Source organism: Bifidobacterium saguini DSM 23967 (assembly GCF_000741715.1).
In the GTDB taxonomy this organism is placed as follows: Bacteria; Actinomycetota; Actinomycetes; order Actinomycetales; family Bifidobacteriaceae; genus Bifidobacterium; species Bifidobacterium saguini.
Genome location: NZ_JGZN01000006.1, coordinates 270,066 through 285,652 on the forward strand (window position 1 = coordinate 270,066; position 15,587 = coordinate 285,652).

Genomic DNA, 15,587 nt, shown 5'->3' on the forward strand with positions numbered 1-15,587 from the left:
ACAATTGACCACCAATGTAATGTATGTAATATAGTTACATGTGTTATTTATTTAGTTACTTAAGGGGGATTGATGGAGGACATCCAGCTGATCAGCCGTTCAGACGCCGCGAAAATGATGGGGAAAACGCCGGGATACCTTGCGACGATGGCCTACCGGAAGAAGGGTCCACGCTTCATACGAATGTCCCGCAGGTGCGTGATGTACGACCCGAACGATGTACGCCAATGGATCGAGTCGCACAAGGTGGAAACCGAGGAGTAGCCCATGCCACGGCAGAAGAACGCCGGTGCCAGAGGCGATGACACCGGCGTGGCAACGCCCATGGATGATGGACGTTTCGAGCTGAACGGGGTGGCCTGCGGACTGTAGAGCCGTCAGGACGCGTTCAAGGAAGAGACAATCATGACTAAAACGATTACGGCGGTCGATGTGGAGTGCGCTCTCGTGGAACGCTATCGGCGTGACGGTCTCGGCTACTGGCCACAGCCCGAGGTGGTCGACGTGAACGGCGACCGGCTCCGATTGGACGGGGTGAGCCTGAACATCGACTGGCGGAACAACATGTGGATCAGCGGCTACGAGGTGAAGGTCAGCCGTTCCGATTTCCTACGCGACGCGAAATATCTGCGCTACAAGGATTACGTGGATGATCTGACTTTGGTGTGTCCGGCGCGCATGATCGACCGGGATGAGATACCGGAGCCGGTGGGTCTCCTGTGGTTTTACCCGGATGCGCCGGCGGGCCGCCCCCGGTTGAAGTACCGGCGCAAACCCGACCCCAGCGGCGGGGACACGCGCCAGATTGAACACCGCCTGCTGAAGCAGCTGGCGCAGCGGATCACGTACGGGGAGAGGCCCGGCCGGTACGGACGGTTCGACAGTGCGAGACAGTACGTGGAGCAGAAACGCGAACTGGATGACGTGGGCGACATGCTGGGCACCATGCTCGCCAGACGCGTGCAGGAGCTGGAACGCCGGCTGGATCCCACGATGATGCGCCGCATGGAACAGCAGTCCGAAGCATACGGACGACTGGTGGAGATCCTCAACCGGCATGGTTTCGACCAGGTCAGCCGCTGGTATCGCGACGACAGGCCGTTGGACGGCCAGCTGGAGGCGTTGGACAAGGCGCTGGATCACCTGGTCCCGACCGACACTATCGACGGGGAGACGAAACGCCTCATCAGGGACGTCGAATACCTGCGCCGGAAACTGGGGCTCGAAGACGGGGAATGAGTGTCGGAAGCCGGGGTGGGCATCGATGGGATTCGGTGTTCGCCCCGGTTTTTCGATTGCGTGACGCCCACCTCAACAGTGCAATGCATTCCCGTTTTGACAATACACCGCAAACGATGTATTATGAGATGTATTGGCGGAAAGGAGGCCGATGATGGCGCTCACCTACATCACCTACAAATGCGGCCACGAGGACCGCATCCAGATCTACGGCACCAACGTTCACGGCGAACGCGACCGCAAGGCCGCTTGGTACAACACCATCGACTGCCCCGAATGCAGGAAGGCCAACGCCGCCCGATGGTGCGCCGAACACGGCTGCGCCCCATTGGAAGGCAGCCCGAAGCAGGTAGCATGGGCCGAGACCATCCGATTCGAGGCCATCGCCGGACTTGAAACCCTCTACGAGGAGATGCAGGCCAATAACCCGCCCGAAACCGTATCGGAGAACGCGCGCAGCGTCATCCGACAGGCCAAGGGGGAGACCCGCGCAGTCTGGTGGATCGACAACCGCGACACCCCCAGCGTGCGCGAGGCCGCCAGCCATTACCGCGACAATCGACGTTGAAACAATCCGATCAAGCGAAGGAGCCGAAACGATGATGATCACTTTAGCCGAATACGCCGCCGTCCACGGGAAGGCGCCCGTCTCCGTACGCCAGATGATAGCGCGCGGAAGCCTCAGGACCGCGGAGAAGGTCGCAGGCAACTGGATGATCGACGCGGACGAACCGTATCCCGACAACCGGCGTAAGGGCGACGGATTCGAGATGAGACACGGCATGTACGTGGTAGACGAGATCGCCTACCCCAAGGGGGCGATCATACCCGTGTACGTGCGCATCGGAGCCGACTGGTACCGCAAGGAGAAGAGCCTGCTCGGCATCAGCCCCACCAACCCGGCACCCACATGGACGCCGAACCCGTTCCGGAACGGGACCCGAAAGGAGCCCCTGGCATGGCTGTTCGCGATCGACGTGTACGGATGCGTGCCTCGCGACACCGATCATGTCCGCAAACACACGGGCCGCAGCGTCACCACAGCCGAACTCGACCGCATCAGGGAGAAGACCGGTATGAAACCGCTTGGCGAGCGGGAATCCGTGCGCGGCGCCCACTACGGGCCCGAATACGCGTTCACGATTCGCGAGGCGTTCTACGAGCTGGAGGACGACGAGACCGCGCAACGGCTCGCGGACGGACTCCGGCGGCTCGGCATCGAAGCCGACCACTGCATGCCCCGCACCATCGGCATCCGCATCGACTGAAGGAGACGTGGATCATGAGCGAGCAAACATGCGTGATCTGCGGCGGAAGGATAGACAAACCGGGACGCAAGACATGCGGCCGGGAATGCTACCGAATCCTGCGCGCACAGGTCAACAAGAAGACCAACCACAAAGGGCAGAAGCACTCGGCCGAGGCGCGCGCGAGGAACCTGCAGCGGCTCAGAGCTGCAGCCGAGAAAAACCGGCAGGCCATCATGGCCGACCCCGCCTCGCAACGCGGCCCCCAGCACCGCGAAGCCGAGGACTGGATCCTCATCACACCGGAAGGGGACCGCATCCACGTGCACAACCTGCTCGACTGGGCGCGCGAGAACGCGGACCTGTTCGGCAAACGCCCCGGAGACGACCACGACGCGCAGGTCATCGGCTCCGGCTTCGGCAACGTGAAACGATCCCTGCTCGGATCGAAGAAGCCGCCCGTACGCTCCTACAAAGGATGGAGCCTCGAAATCGACGGATGCTCATACATGCAGGCCAAACCGGAATCGAACGGCGCGTGAGACCGGTCCGGCATGCGCGCCCGTCGCCGACATCAAACATGAACGCGGCGAAATACTGACTGCCATTTGCAAGACGGGGAAGTCGGAGCGGGGCGGGGAATCGCGATTCCATGGAACAGCTTCCGATCCGGAGGAAAAATCCCATCCATGAGTCCTGAAAGAATAATTCACGCCCGAATGTTACGTCGACGCCCCGCGTACCCCTGTCACAGGGGTACGCGGGGCGTCGACGTTTCGGTTATTGGTCGAAGCCAATGAATCTCGATCCGTCTCGGGGCCCTTATTCATTTTTTCCTGAGCGTGTCATACGGATGCCGAGCCCCGGGTCGACGATGGTATCCGACCTGGTGGTCTGGGCTCTCAGGGCCAGACGCGCCACGTCGTCGCGCAACGCGCGCTGGGCGTCGTTCAGATGCTGGTCGTCCCACCATTCCACGGCGGAGTCATCGCTGTCCGGATCGTCCGCCAGGGCGAAGAACCGTTCGGCGAGGAGGTCCCGTATGGTGTCCTCCACGAATTCGGCCGGCGTGCCGGCACGGGTCTCCCGGTCCGAGGTGATGTCCCAGCCGGCTTCGACAGGCTCGCTGTCGAAGCGTTTGCGCATGCGCCACAATGTGGTGCGGGTCAAGCCGGTGGCGATCGTGAGACGGCTGTAGTCCGCGCCCTGCGCGAAAGCGGTCTTGATGAGCCGTTCGCGTTCCAGATCGGCCTGCCGGGTCTGTTCGGCGAGTTTGTTGTGCAGCTCCCAGTTATCGAGGAGACGGTCGATGGTGTCGTTGAGGTCGCTCATTGTTCCTCCCGTATCTCGTGTCGGTTTTCCGTCTGATAGTCGCGCATCCATCGGAGCATCACGCTCCCTGCCGCGGCCTTCCCCTGGTGGAGGTGGGCCAGGTCGAGGGCCATGCGCGTGTAGTCGAATCCCAGATGCCGGGCGTGCAGGAGTCTCACGCAGTGCAGGAGGTCATGGTACCCGCCGCCGTCCGGATCGTTGAGCAGGTGGCGGCATGTGGCCGTCATCCGCGCGGCCGCCAGCCGTTCGTTGGGATGCATGAGCCGCCGGTATTCTCTCATCGCTTGGGCGAACGTGGTACGGGAATCGATCGCCGCGATCAGCGTGGAGGCGTCGCCGGGGGATTGCGCGTGGTTTGAGAGCAGGCACATGGTCTGCCATGCGGCGATCCCGTATGGTTCGGGCATCGGCTGTTGCTGGTCCCATTCGACCCATTCGAGGACGATGGGGTCGAGCGTGCACGGCAGCGGATTATGGGACAGCCTGCGCAGCAGTCCCATGGCGAGACGCTCGCTCCCGTCACCGCGTACGAGCCCCTTAGGGCGGATCCCGTTGGAACGCTGGCGTCCGCCTTCCAGCAGGTTCCTCACATGCAGGCGAGCGAGCCGTTGGAAACTCCGATCGTCCATGGTCAGCGATCCTGCCAGTTGTCGTCGATGAAGCAGCATGCCAGGGGGTTGCGGTTGGGGAACGGCCCGTAGCGGCGGACCGCCTCGAGCAGCACCGCGGCGTTGTGCTGGCTGATATGCCCTCCGTTCAGGCGCAGCACCGCGCCCTCCGGGATACCGGTCGTCCAGTTGCAGTCCGAGGGCAGGCTGGCGAACGCGTTGCCGTCGATGTCGAAATAGTTCGAGATTCCCCTCGCCGTCCTGTTGGTCTCGCGTGCGATCCTGCGGGCGGCGGTGGTGACCGTGATGGCGTCCATGACATCCTCCTCGTGTTGACGTCTGTAACTACATGTTACAGCATGTAACATGATATTGCAAGCGGAAACGCAGGTTCGTGGGATGTGGCGACGCCTATGGGAGGATTGTTGACTTCTCGCATTTTATGAGCATAATTATCATCATGATTATGATGCACTCGTAAGGAGGGTGATCGTATGGCGGGAAGCATCATGTTAGATAACCTGGTGTCCGTGTCCGAACTCAGCCACGGCGGGGCCAGCCGCGCCATCGGAAGGGTCGGCGACGGCAATCCGGTGGTGGTCATGCGCAACAACAAGCCGGCCGCCGTCATCATCAGCCCCGACGAATACCGGCGCCTGACCAAGACCGAGGAGGACTTCGCGCTCTACCTCGAAGCCATGGAGCGGACGCGCCACGACGACGGCGCACGGCTCACCGCCGAGGACGTGTTCGGACGGGGCTACAAGCCGGTCGATGACGGATACGAGCCGGAGTTCGAATGAGCGGCTGGCATGTCGAATACACCAGGGCCGCGGCCAAGGACATCCGCAGACTGCACGAGCCGGTGAAAAGCCACGTATATCAGGCGCTGGCCAAGGTGAGCTCCAACCCGCTGCCGTTCACCGAAGGTGGATACGGCAAACCGTTGGGCAACAAGGCCGGCAACAACCTCACCGGACTGCTCAAGGTCAAGCTTCGCGGCGACGGCATCCGAATCGTATACCGGCTCGAACGCGTCGAACAGACCATGCTGGTCATCGTGGTATCGGTGCGCGACGACAACGCCGTATACGACGAGGCCGCGAGACGAATCGGCGGACAACGACGATAGGAAAGGGAACCCCGGCGAATGAACGATGACATCGACTTCGGCAACGCCACATGCCCAGCATGCGGCAGAACGGTACGGGTGGAGCGGCTGTACACCCACGGGCGCAACGAACATGGATGGACGTCCGATGATTGGGCGGACCTCGGGTTGAACGATTGCACCTGCCTCAGATGCGGGGAACGGATGTCGTTGGCCGGAGCGGCCGGCCATCTGCGCCGGAAGACGCCATGCCATCGTCCCGAGGCGAGGATTGTCCCGTGTCTCGGCTCCCTGGGATGCGGCCGATGCGGGGTCATGCTCGTCCGTCGCCACGATATGGAACCGTACTGCGTGCTCTCCTGTCCCGACTGCCGGGCATGGTGGCCGCTCACCCGAGCCAGCGTGGGAGGCGCGTCGGTGGAGGACGATGACCCGCACTGGCGTGATCCGGAGGTGTTGGATGCCTACACGCGGTTCTGCGAATCGTATGAGGATGTGGAGGCGTTGATCCGCACCCTGCGAATCCTCCACAAGGACACCCGCGACTATGACAGGCAGCGTCGCCTGATCCTCGACGAGGATGTGCGCGTATTGGAGAGCGTGGAGGGGCTGGACGATGCCGCCGACTCGATGGACACGCTGCGCATGGACCTGCTGAACGACCTTCACAAGGCCACGCGGCCGCACCGTTACACGGTGATGCGGCCGCGGAGGAGAGTCATCTAGCGCGAAGACGGCCGGCCGTCACCGGAGACTGGGTACGGGTTCGCAGGATTCCACGTCGAGCGTGTATTCGAATCCGCCGATCCAGTCCAGCATCCCCGCGACATCCAGTCCGGCCGTCGCGTATTCGCGTTTGGCCACTGGGAACTCCGGATAGTCGTGCCGTTGCGGCGGATACAATGCGACCCGCGCGGCCTCGTCCGACACCAGGATGCGGAACGTGTCCGCATGCTCCCTGATGGACGATGCGCCGTTGGCGCGTGCGACGAGCGGCGCGACGGACACGCCGCCGAACCAATCACTCTCATCCGAATGCGCGACCCAACCGTCGATGAGCGCCGACTCATGGGAGTGGGAGACGGTGCAATCGGCGAGAAGCCGCTCGTGGCGTGCGATGTGCTCCGCGATATGCGCGACCAGCAGATAGGTTTCAGTGCGCATCATCTTTCATCCTTTCCGGTGTCGGACAGTGTGGCCGTGATCCCGTAGTCATCCATCATCTCGTCGATCGCCACGGTGGCGGCGATGTTCCACAGCACGTGCGGCCAGCCCGTCATATCCGGCCAGTCACGCCAGAAATCCCCGTCGGCCGCGTACCCTTTGACGGTGACATGGGAGTCGTTCCGGACCGCGCTGGAATGCTCGATCAGTTCTTGGATCCGGTCGCACATCACATCCGATTGCTCCTCGATCAGGTCGAGCATGCCGGGCAATGCGAGATCGATGCTTGCGGGTATGCCGCGTGAACCCTCCCAGCTGGCGATCGTGGACTGTCTGACCGGAGGGCGCGATGAACCGTCCGGCATGGGGGAGACCAGGCTCAGGCAACGGCCCAGCTCCTCCTGACTCAACCCGATTCTCTTCCTGCGGGCCGCAAGCTCCAACGGGGTCATGCTCGTTCCTCCTCTTCCATGTCATCGAAGCGATTCGCCTCCGCCGATTCCTCCTCGCGGAGCAGACGCCTGAGCCCGTCGATCCCGTTCTGCTCGAGGATGGCGGCGATGGAGTCGATGCGGTGGTCGAATCCCTGCAGCTCGTACGCGGGTTCCGCCCAGGCGGGCAACGTGTCGAACACGTGACTCCAGTCGGCGGACGTGATCGCGTCGCCCTTCACGGTCTGGAACGGGGTGCGCCTCCACCATGCTCCTGCAGGCAGGTCGCGCATGGCGACCGTATGGGCCTTGACCTGTTCGTCGGCGAGGGCGAGGATGCGTTCGATTTCGATGATGTCGGTCATGATGTTCTTCCTTTCGAAGGGGCGGGCATGGCCTCACGCCTTCCCGCATGTAATAATTTTATCACAAAAGGTTGTGTCTGGCAAATGGCGTAAGAGGAATCGCGCGCCTCCGGAAATCATGACGGAGTGCGCGTCATGCGGCCGGAAATGCGCGGAATATCGGGGAGATGGCATGTGAATCGTCTGGACGGCGCAATGTCCGGGAGAACGCTCCCACTGCCACCGACGCCGCGGTCATCGCGGGGTCGGGGAGATTCGACCGGCCGCCGTCCCCTGCGACGAAGATGAAAGGGGTTAACCATGACCGATACGGAGCTCAGCCAGAACGCGGGGGATGAGACCCAGCTGCTGCAGCCCATCAAGGAATACAAGGTTCCGACAGTCCCGCTGAATCTCCCCAAGGGAGGGTTCGGCGGATACCGCGCCGAACCGGTGGAGGAACTCGTGGCGCAGCTGCGTCGGCAGCTCGACAACGAGAAGCAGCGGGTCCTTCAGCTGAAGAAGGAGAACTATGCGCTGTCCACCGAAAAAGGCCGGCTCAACCAGCGGATCACCGCGCTGACGGATGAGAACAAGACGCTGAAATACGCGGCCGAGAACCCCTATGAGCGCATCGGCGTCGACATGCAGGACATGGTCAACAGCGCGAAGAACGAACGAAAGAACATGCTCGATCAGGCGAGGGAGCAGGCCGAGGAGATCCTGGCCGAAGCCAACGGCCAGAAGAAGACCATCGTGGAAACGGCGCACAAGGAGGCCGCCGCCGCGATAGCGGAATCCGTGGCCCGCAAACAGAGAATCGACCACGACGCCGACCAGCGAATCGGGGAGAGCAAGGACAAGGCCGAAAGGGTGATCGCGGAGGCCAGCGCCAAAGCCGATGCCATCCTCTCCGAGGCGAAGGAGAAGGCCGAGACCCTGGACGCCGACTCCAAGGCCCGCTGCGAAGCCGCGGACAGAAGGGAAAGCGAAGTCGCCGCCACGGTCACCCAGGCCCACCGAATGCTCGCCGAAGCCGCCTCACGACTTGTGCAACCGGCTCCGATGATCGTGACGATCCACGGGAAGACCGAAACGGACGACGACGAGGAGACCGTCGAAGACGAACAGTGAACCCGTCCCTGACGGCCGGTGGGCCCCGCATGCACGTCCGCATGCGGGGCCCACCGCATTCTCCTTCGCTCGGCCGCTTCATTCCCGATAGCCTATGACCAGACGCTCCACGTCATCGATGACGCGTTCCGGAACACGGGAGACCGGAATCGACCACATCATGTCGGAACGCGGATTATAGAGACCGAGCCTGCCCACGCTCCGATACTCTGGATGGATCGAATGGAGACCCATACGCCAGTAGACGAGCAGCTGCAGCGTATACACCGGGTTAGGCGGCCAACGGCTCACCTTCAGGTCCCACAGGCCATCCGCGGTCAGCAGGTCACCGCTCCCGTCCGTGATCAGATCCGTATACCCGCCATCGAACGTGAACCCCCCCCCAGACGACCGGCCCCACCAGGTCGATGAACCGCAACGAACGCCCGACCATACGCCGCACGTTGCGGAGCGTCGCATAATCGGGATCCGGCACACGATCCGGATCCCAACGCGATGGCCCCCGCCGTGACGCCGCATCATACCCGCACAGACGGCATGCCGCGGCGACGGACCGGTCGGAAAGCCCCGACACCATGGAAAGCAGCCGCTCCCCATCATCCGCGCGACCGGCCAGCACGGCTCCGGCAAGGGGTATACGGAACGCATCACGCGCGGAGGACCCCGAACACACGCGGGTCAGATAATCGACCGCGAGACCAACCACGTCGGCAGGCACGTTCTCGACGGAGAACAAAGGAACGGGATCGCCCAGACTGGCGGCGTCGAAAGCGGAAACGGGAAGCCATCCTCCGTCCGGCTGCGCCACCCTCCGGATCCTCAAGGCCACCGGGAACCTCGGACCATGCTCGGCGTCATACGCCGCCTCCTCGGAATCCGACCGCTCCATGAGCTCCGACGGCCGCAGGTCGAAGCCGAACGAACCAGGCTCGAACATCATGCACCTCCCGGTCCTCCACCACGGCATAAGACCCTCAGGGGACGATAAACCACCAAAACAAATAAGTGTGCTATACTTGAGGGTGTAATACTGGTGTCTTTGGATAAAGGAATGGCTTATGGACGGGGATTCGTTCTCATTGGCCGCGCTGCGCAGGATCTTCGGATACGACTCGTTCCGTCCCGGCCAGCGCGAGGCGGTCGAAGCCGCCATCACGGGCCGAGACGTCATGGCCGTCATGCCTACAGGCGGCGGCAAGAGCATCTGCTACCAGCTGCCCGCAGCCCGTCCCGGAACATTCACCCTCGTCATCACGCCGCTGAGAGCGCTCATGCGGGACCAGGTGCAGCACCTCGAAGCCAAAGGGATCCCCGCAGCGCTCATCGACAGCGGCCTGACCGAAACCCAGAGGGCCGACGTATACGACAGAGCGCGGCACGGAGGACTGAGAATACTCTACGTATCCCCGGAACGCCTCGACACCGCCGACTTCCGTGAATTCATCCACTCGATGACGATCGACCTCCTCGCCGTGGACGAGGCGCACTGCGTGCTGCACTGGGGAAGCGACTTCCGACCCGCATACCTGCGCATCGGCCCGTTCATCGAATCCCTGCCGCAACGGCCCACCATCATGGCGCTGACCGCCACCGCAAGCCGAATCCAAGCCGACGAGATCTGCGGACTCCTGCACCTCGCCGACCCGCTGCGCATCACCACCGACGCCGACCGGCCGAACATCACCCTCGGCGTGACCAAGGCCAGACCACGGGAGAGACGCAGGCTCATTGCCGATTGGGCGGCCAAGCATGCAGGCAGCGGAATCATCTACAAGGAAAGCCGCAAAGGCGTCGAACAGCTCGCCGAATCATTGCGTGACAAGGGAATCGACGCGCAGGCGTTCCACGCCGAACTACGCGACGAGGACAAACGCCGAATCCAGGACGGGTTCCTCCATGGCTCACCCAGGGTGATCTGCGCGACCAGCGCATTCGGCATGGGAGTCGACAAACCCGACGTCAGATGGGTCCTCAACGACGGACCATGCAAAAGCCTCGAAGCATACTGGCAGGAGGCCGGCAGGGCCGGCCGAGACGGGAAACCCGCCGACGCGATCCTCTACTGGAGCGAAGGCGACTGGCAGTGGCTGCGCAAGATAACCAGCGAGGCCATGGACCGCGCCGAGGAATCAGGAGACCCGCAACGCATCGAAGCCGCACGGCACACCGCCACGAGACTCGAGGACATGAGCGAATACTGCGAGACCGGCCGATGCCTCAAGCGCGTCATCCTCTCCATGTTCGACCCCGAAGGCACCAAGAGATCCGACTGCGGAAGATGCTCCAACTGCCAGGGCCATCACGAGACCGGCATGGCGCGCAGGGGCAACCCCGCACGGAGGCGCAGGGAGACGGCCGATACGGACTGGACCAGGGAACGCAGGCAAGCCGCACGGGAACGATTCGAAGCGGACCAACGCCGACGCCGCGACATGGCGGCCAAACACGCAACCATATCCGAAGCGGAAGCCAACGCGTCGACACAGGCCGTCGGCACGGCATGCGCCTACCTGATCGGCATCGAACAAGAACTCGGCCGCGGCATCGTGGCCGACCTCCTCGCCGCAGGCCTCGCCGGAAGGGAAAACCAACGAGTCCTCCGCACCGGAATCGACCTCATCCCGGGATTCGGCTCCCTCAAGGACATGGACGATACGGAGATCATCTCACTGATCGGCAGGATGGAGGCCATCCAGGCCATCACCCGCGAACGGTTCAACGAACTCACACCCGGCCCCCTCGCCGACATGTACGCACGAAAAACCAAGGAGAAGCAACGATGAGCGGACAGATGAGAACCATACCCGTGACCGGCGCCCAACTGCGCGCATCCAGACGCGGCGCCGGCATCACCCTCGAGGGGATGGGCCGGCTCACCGGACTCGACGCCGCGACCATCACTGCAGTGGAGGAGGGACGGACGCAGCCCGCCATGCTTCCACCCGAAAACGCGCGCCGCTGGGCCAAGGCCCTGCACATCAACCCGGCCAGACTCACCGGAGACGAACCCCGCACCGCGGGGGAGGAGAACGCCACACCGATCCGACTGCTCCGCCTGGAACGCGAATGGAGCTGCCGCCAACTCGCCGAGAACGCCGGCGTATCCGAACTCAGCCTCAGAAAATACGACGACGGCACCAGAAACGCCAACAACCTCGCAGCCGGCATACTCCTCAAAGTCGCCCACGCGCTCGGCGCCAGCATGGAACGGCTAGCCGACCGGCCGGAAAACGAACACACGCCACCCGAACCACCCGCCGAATGGAAGCGGACCAGACTCGAATGGCACCGGAAGCAAGCGGACCTCAGCCAGGCCGAACTGTCCGTAAGAAGCGGCCAGACCATACAGAACATCGGCGGCGTGGAACAGGGTCGATGGGCCATAACGCGCAAACGCAGCAGATTCGTCCTCGACGTCGCAGCCGCCCTCGACATACCCGCGGAAGCACTCATCGACCCCGAAACCACCGAAGGGGAACACGACAACAAAAACGAATGACCGCAGCACGGAAACGGCCCGGCACCCCTTATGGGTGCCGGGCCGTTTCCGTGCTGCAGGAGGAATGCCGCGCCTATAGCCTCGTGTCGTTGACGGCGATGCATGCGGCCATGCGTCGAGTCTCGGCCTCCACCTCGTCGCACGTCCATTTGTGGGGCTCCACCCAGGGCCAGCCCATACGCGCGCACAATACGCGTCTCGGCTCGTCCAGATCGGTCCCGTCGAGCCTGATCATGCTCGAATTGCCCTGCAACGTGTCGAACCCGATCCAACCGTACCGGTCGGGACCGTACGTGATTCCGCCGTACACATCGACCAGCGGCGCGATGTCGTCGGCGGTCAGGTTCCGCCACACATGCCGTTGCGCGTACCCCTGCCAGGCGAAGAACACGTCGTTCGCCATGACCCGCCATTCGACGCCGTCCTCGATTCCCTTGTGGACCGGAGACTCCATCCACGGCCGCCAATCATCCACGGGGCCCGTCTCCATCGCATCCTCCCAGGAGGATCCACGACCCGTCACGGACGGGTCTCCGCGAACATGACGGTCACCGGCAGGCCCATCGCATGCAGACGATCCGCGGCAAGCCTGGTCGCGGCATTCGCCGCACGCCAGGCCCCCGGATCGGCGGCGCCGGGATGAGCCTGCAGCCATTGCCTCGCGTCGCGCCAATACGTGAGCATCAGCGGAGCCGGCTCCACGCCACGCTCACGGGCGACGGCCGCGGCCTGGGAGGCGATCTCCACCGACGCCGACGCCTGCGCGTCCGCATCACGCCACATGCCCTCCACCAGCTCCCAGGCCTCGCGGGACGGGGGGTAGAACTCGTTCGGATCCTCCCAGTTGCGCACCGTGCGCGCCGACACCCCGATCCGGGACGCCACCCACGCCTGCGACAGCTCCAACATGTCGCGCAACATGCGGAAATCCGCCTTCGACCTCGTATCCGACAAACGAACCACCATGACGACGCTCCTTCCACCACCCAGCATTTCCTATATGAGGAAATAATAACACCCTATAGAGGAAACAGGCAAGTCTTGCACCAACCCCACGCCGCCACGAAGCACAACACGCAAAACAGACCACGCAACGAACAAGAAAACCCGAACGGGAACAACGACGAAAGCGGCGAAAGCGAACACCGGCCCAGCAGGGGCCGGGGGAAACGGAATCCGCCTACGGCGGATCGACCCCAGGCCGCCGCCGCGACACCGCGGCGGACGGCACCCACATGAGAGATCGGCGAGTATCCCTGCGGGGTTCCGGCCGGCCCTATTTTTGCGGACGTCGCGGTGTTTCCGCAAGCATGCGCGTGTCCGTCCCCATCGGGGTGTTCCCGCCTGCGGCGGGAATCATACACCCCTCGGAGACGTCCACGCGGCTTGCGAAACACAGCGACGACGCCCGCAAAAGTAGTGCCGTCCGGAAAACAAGGAACGACATAGGAGCGTGAACCAATGGACAAGAACGCCAATACCCTGGGCGAAGCCATACCCGAAACCCGATGCGAACGCTGCGACCAGCCCATCCTCCACGAGGCGGACGAATACGAGTGCGAGTCATGCCAGAGCATCATATGCGGCGACTGCTGCGACGAATGCCAATGCGGCGACATCGTATGCGAAACATGCATGGGACACTGCAACGAATACCGGTGCGAGACCCTGCTGTGCGAAAACTGCAGAAGCACCTGCGAAGCATGCCGCGCCACGGTATGCGAGGACCACGCATACCGTTGCTCGCAATGCGGCGACACCCTATGCGACAGTTGCCGCAACGGGTGCGGCGAATGCGGAACCGTGCTATGCGACGAATGCGGCACATACTGCAGTGAATGCGAGGACTACCTCTGCGACGATTGCCGGCAATGGTGCGGCGACTGCGAGGAATGGCACTGCGACAGGGACATTGAATCGCACGAAGGACAGCCGAGGAAAACCTCATACCGTAACCCCTACGAAGGCAGACCGGTCGGGGAAGCGTTCACGGTCGGCCTTGAAATCGAAATCGACGGAGTGCACGACCGGCACGAAATCCAGGAACACCACCTCATAGCCGCATGGAGCAGGGACGGAAGCCTCCACAACGGCGGCTCATGCGAATACCAGACCCAACCCATGACCATGCACGACCTTCACGACATCACACGACTGGTGGAAACCATTCCCGACCACGCCGGCAACGCGGGAGGCCACATGCACATCAGCCGCACCCCACGCCAGACCGCCGGACGCTGGTACTGGGCATTGAAGGGACTCACTGACAATCAGGCCGCAAGCCTCAACATGAGACACGCCACCGGATGCCACTGGTGCCATCTCACCCACCTCCAATACCACGGCAAGGACACCGCCGTCAACGACGACCACGAAACCACCATCGAACTGCGAACCTTCGGCGCATGGAACGCCAACACCGCCGACCAGCTGGCCGCCGCCATCAACTGGGCTCACGGCATGTGGCGCTTCTTCCAAAAACACCCGAGGGGAAGCCTCAAGACCCGCGACATCATGGCCACCAGCCGCACCATGCACGCCAACGCCACACAACCCCAGCCACAAAGCCTAACCATGCGACTGGCAGACCGGAAAAACCGGCAGGAATACGAACGCCGCATCGATGCCGTGCGCCGCGCAATGAAAGGAAACCAAACATGTGCGTTCTAGTGACCAGCAAAGCCGGCACCATGCCCAGCCTCAGCCAAATCGCACTCATGAGCGAAGCCAACCCGGACGGCGCGGGAATCGCATGGCACGACGGAACCCGCCTCCACAGGTACCGCAACACCGACAACCAACAAACCATTCTCTACATGCTCACCCACTGGCAGGAACTCGAAAAACACCCGTTCCTACTCCACTTCCGCTACGCCACCCACGGCAAGGTCAGCACGGAGAACACCCACCCATTCCAATACCACCTCACGGACGGAAGCACCGGCTACATCGCCCACAACGGCATAGCCCACGACCACACGAACGGCCCATACGCCAACGACAGCCGAAACGCGATACTCGCATGGCAAACCGGCCAAACCAGCCTCACGGACGGAAGCCAAGGCCAATACGCGCTCATAGACAGCAACGGGGAAATCCGATGGATAACCCGAACCGGCATACCCGTACACGGCCAAACCGGCACCATCAACGTCAGCAATCTCAACTGGGTCAGCCGACCGACCATCTACCAGATGGACGAATGGGACACCTACCGGTTCAACAGGGAAGACGACGAATGGGAGGAAGGATACCAAGCCGGATACCAGCAGGCACTCGATGAATACGGAATCCTCGAAATCGAGGAACCCGACAGCCTCGACTACACACCCCACCCAACCTACCACTGACCGATAGGAGTCGTGCCACCCATGAATCAAGGGTGGCACGACGGCCTCCGGCAGGCCAAGGGGACTCGAGCCGTCCCCTTGGCAATCCCCTGGAAATCGCCGCGCGATCCGCGCGGCGCCGGCCCCCG

Annotated in this window: 23 protein-coding genes; 13 read left to right on the forward strand and 10 right to left on the reverse strand. The window is 62.9% G+C overall.

Features of this window, described 5'->3' with window-relative positions; translation table 11 throughout:
* Positions 1-72: 72 nt before the first annotated feature.
* The 5 genes from BISA_RS04370 (at position 73) to BISA_RS04390 (ending at position 3,028) form a co-directional block, all read left to right on the forward strand.
* Positions 73-264: a helix-turn-helix transcriptional regulator gene (locus BISA_RS04370; RefSeq protein ID WP_033890419.1), complete on the forward strand. Its 192-nt coding sequence runs from the start codon at positions 73-75 to the stop codon at positions 262-264.
* A 141-nt stretch (positions 265-405) separates the two neighbouring features.
* Positions 406-1,239, forward strand: coding sequence for a hypothetical protein (locus BISA_RS04375; RefSeq protein ID WP_033890420.1), 834 nt, complete (start codon positions 406-408; stop codon positions 1,237-1,239).
* 133 nt (positions 1,240-1,372) lie between these two features.
* On the forward strand, positions 1,373-1,807 hold the full coding sequence (locus BISA_RS12215; RefSeq protein ID WP_162178585.1) for a hypothetical protein: 435 nt from the start codon (positions 1,373-1,375) through the stop codon (positions 1,805-1,807).
* Positions 1,808-1,838: 31 nt separating this feature from the next.
* Positions 1,839-2,507 (forward strand): hypothetical protein, encoded by a 669-nt coding sequence (locus tag BISA_RS04385; protein WP_033890422.1) that lies wholly within the window; start codon positions 1,839-1,841, stop codon positions 2,505-2,507.
* Positions 2,508-2,521: 14 nt separating this feature from the next.
* The gene (locus tag BISA_RS04390; RefSeq protein WP_033890423.1) at positions 2,522-3,028 is read left to right on the forward strand and encodes a hypothetical protein; all 507 of its coding nucleotides are present in this window, start codon (positions 2,522-2,524) and stop codon (positions 3,026-3,028) included.
* Positions 3,029-3,308: 280 nt separating this feature from the next.
* On the opposite strand, the gene BISA_RS04395 is transcribed toward BISA_RS04390, so the two are convergent.
* The 3 genes from BISA_RS04395 to BISA_RS04405 are packed head-to-tail and all read right to left on the reverse strand — an operon-like array spanning position 3,309 to position 4,743.
* The gene (locus BISA_RS04395) at positions 3,309-3,818 is read right to left on the reverse strand and encodes a hypothetical protein (protein ID WP_033890424.1); all 510 of its coding nucleotides are present in this window, start codon (positions 3,816-3,818) and stop codon (positions 3,309-3,311) included.
* Positions 3,815-4,447 (reverse strand): type I-E CRISPR-associated protein Cse2/CasB, encoded by a 633-nt coding sequence (casB, locus tag BISA_RS04400; protein WP_033890425.1) that lies wholly within the window; start codon positions 4,445-4,447, stop codon positions 3,815-3,817. Before casB ends, BISA_RS04395 begins: the two co-directional genes overlap by 4 nt.
* A gap of 2 nt (positions 4,448-4,449) precedes the next feature.
* On the reverse strand, positions 4,450-4,743 hold the full coding sequence (locus tag BISA_RS04405) for a hypothetical protein (RefSeq protein WP_033890427.1): 294 nt from the start codon (positions 4,741-4,743) through the stop codon (positions 4,450-4,452).
* Positions 4,744-4,920: 177 nt separating this feature from the next.
* Between BISA_RS04405 and BISA_RS04410 the strand changes: the two genes are divergently transcribed.
* The 3 genes from BISA_RS04410 to BISA_RS12820 all read left to right on the forward strand — a co-directional run bounded on the left by BISA_RS04410 (position 4,921) and on the right by BISA_RS12820 (position 6,263).
* A complete protein-coding gene (locus BISA_RS04410; protein ID WP_033890428.1) occupies positions 4,921-5,229 on the forward strand; it encodes a type II toxin-antitoxin system Phd/YefM family antitoxin in 309 nt (102 codons plus the stop codon).
* Entirely contained in the window at positions 5,226-5,558 is a 333-nt protein-coding gene (locus BISA_RS04415) for a type II toxin-antitoxin system RelE family toxin (protein ID WP_033890430.1), read from the forward strand. The genes BISA_RS04410 and BISA_RS04415 overlap by 4 nt, the downstream gene beginning before the upstream one ends.
* A 396-nt stretch (positions 5,559-5,954) precedes the next feature.
* Complete coding sequence (locus tag BISA_RS12820) at positions 5,955-6,263, forward strand: hypothetical protein (protein WP_152597183.1); 309 nt, start codon at positions 5,955-5,957, stop codon at positions 6,261-6,263.
* An 18-nt stretch (positions 6,264-6,281) separates the two neighbouring features.
* Here BISA_RS12820 and BISA_RS04425 read toward each other — a convergent pair whose 3' ends face one another.
* The 3 genes from BISA_RS04425 to BISA_RS04435 are packed head-to-tail and all read right to left on the reverse strand — an operon-like array spanning position 6,282 to position 7,497.
* Positions 6,282-6,704, reverse strand: coding sequence for a hypothetical protein (locus tag BISA_RS04425; RefSeq protein WP_033890432.1), 423 nt, complete (start codon positions 6,702-6,704; stop codon positions 6,282-6,284).
* The gene (locus BISA_RS04430) at positions 6,701-7,153 is read right to left on the reverse strand and encodes a transcriptional regulator (RefSeq protein WP_033890433.1); all 453 of its coding nucleotides are present in this window, start codon (positions 7,151-7,153) and stop codon (positions 6,701-6,703) included. The genes BISA_RS04425 and BISA_RS04430 overlap by 4 nt, the downstream gene beginning before the upstream one ends.
* Positions 7,150-7,497 (reverse strand): hypothetical protein, encoded by a 348-nt coding sequence (locus BISA_RS04435; protein ID WP_033890434.1) that lies wholly within the window; start codon positions 7,495-7,497, stop codon positions 7,150-7,152. Before BISA_RS04435 ends, BISA_RS04430 begins: the two co-directional genes overlap by 4 nt.
* 300 nt (positions 7,498-7,797) lie before the next feature.
* Here BISA_RS04435 and BISA_RS04440 point away from each other — a divergent pair, with 300 nt between their 5' ends.
* A complete protein-coding gene (locus tag BISA_RS04440; RefSeq protein ID WP_051917335.1) occupies positions 7,798-8,610 on the forward strand; it encodes a V-type ATP synthase subunit E family protein in 813 nt (270 codons plus the stop codon).
* A gap of 78 nt (positions 8,611-8,688) precedes the next feature.
* Here BISA_RS04440 and BISA_RS13320 read toward each other — a convergent pair whose 3' ends face one another.
* Together BISA_RS13320 and BISA_RS11915 are read right to left on the reverse strand one after the other, a co-directional pair.
* Positions 8,689-8,901 carry a hypothetical protein gene (locus BISA_RS13320; protein WP_237746090.1) on the reverse strand — a complete coding sequence of 71 codons (213 nt, stop codon included), beginning with the start codon at positions 8,899-8,901 and terminating at the stop codon, positions 8,689-8,691.
* 34 nt (positions 8,902-8,935) lie between these two features.
* Positions 8,936-9,550 carry a hypothetical protein gene (locus BISA_RS11915; protein ID WP_237746091.1) on the reverse strand — a complete coding sequence of 205 codons (615 nt, stop codon included), beginning with the start codon at positions 9,548-9,550 and terminating at the stop codon, positions 8,936-8,938.
* Positions 9,551-9,668: 118 nt separating this feature from the next.
* Here BISA_RS11915 and BISA_RS04450 point away from each other — a divergent pair, with 118 nt between their 5' ends.
* Together BISA_RS04450 and BISA_RS04455 are read left to right on the forward strand one after the other, a co-directional pair.
* The gene (locus tag BISA_RS04450) at positions 9,669-11,393 is read left to right on the forward strand and encodes a RecQ family ATP-dependent DNA helicase (protein WP_033890436.1); all 1,725 of its coding nucleotides are present in this window, start codon (positions 9,669-9,671) and stop codon (positions 11,391-11,393) included.
* Positions 11,390-12,109 (forward strand): helix-turn-helix domain-containing protein, encoded by a 720-nt coding sequence (locus BISA_RS04455; RefSeq protein ID WP_051917336.1) that lies wholly within the window; start codon positions 11,390-11,392, stop codon positions 12,107-12,109. Before BISA_RS04450 ends, BISA_RS04455 begins: the two co-directional genes overlap by 4 nt.
* A gap of 73 nt (positions 12,110-12,182) precedes the next feature.
* Here BISA_RS04455 and BISA_RS04460 read toward each other — a convergent pair whose 3' ends face one another.
* Entirely contained in the window at positions 12,183-12,584 is a 402-nt protein-coding gene (locus tag BISA_RS04460; protein WP_152597184.1) for a hypothetical protein, read from the reverse strand.
* Positions 12,585-12,628: 44 nt separating this feature from the next.
* Positions 12,629-13,075, reverse strand: coding sequence for a helix-turn-helix domain-containing protein (locus BISA_RS13235; RefSeq protein WP_051917337.1), 447 nt, complete (start codon positions 13,073-13,075; stop codon positions 12,629-12,631).
* Between the two features lie 495 nt (positions 13,076-13,570).
* Between BISA_RS13235 and BISA_RS12830 the strand changes: the two genes are divergently transcribed.
* The gene (locus BISA_RS12830) at positions 13,571-14,779 is read left to right on the forward strand and encodes a hypothetical protein (RefSeq protein ID WP_152597185.1); all 1,209 of its coding nucleotides are present in this window, start codon (positions 13,571-13,573) and stop codon (positions 14,777-14,779) included.
* A complete protein-coding gene (locus BISA_RS04475; protein WP_033890439.1) occupies positions 14,767-15,459 on the forward strand; it encodes a class II glutamine amidotransferase in 693 nt (230 codons plus the stop codon). The genes BISA_RS12830 and BISA_RS04475 overlap by 13 nt, the downstream gene beginning before the upstream one ends.
* Positions 15,460-15,587 lie beyond the last annotated feature (128 nt).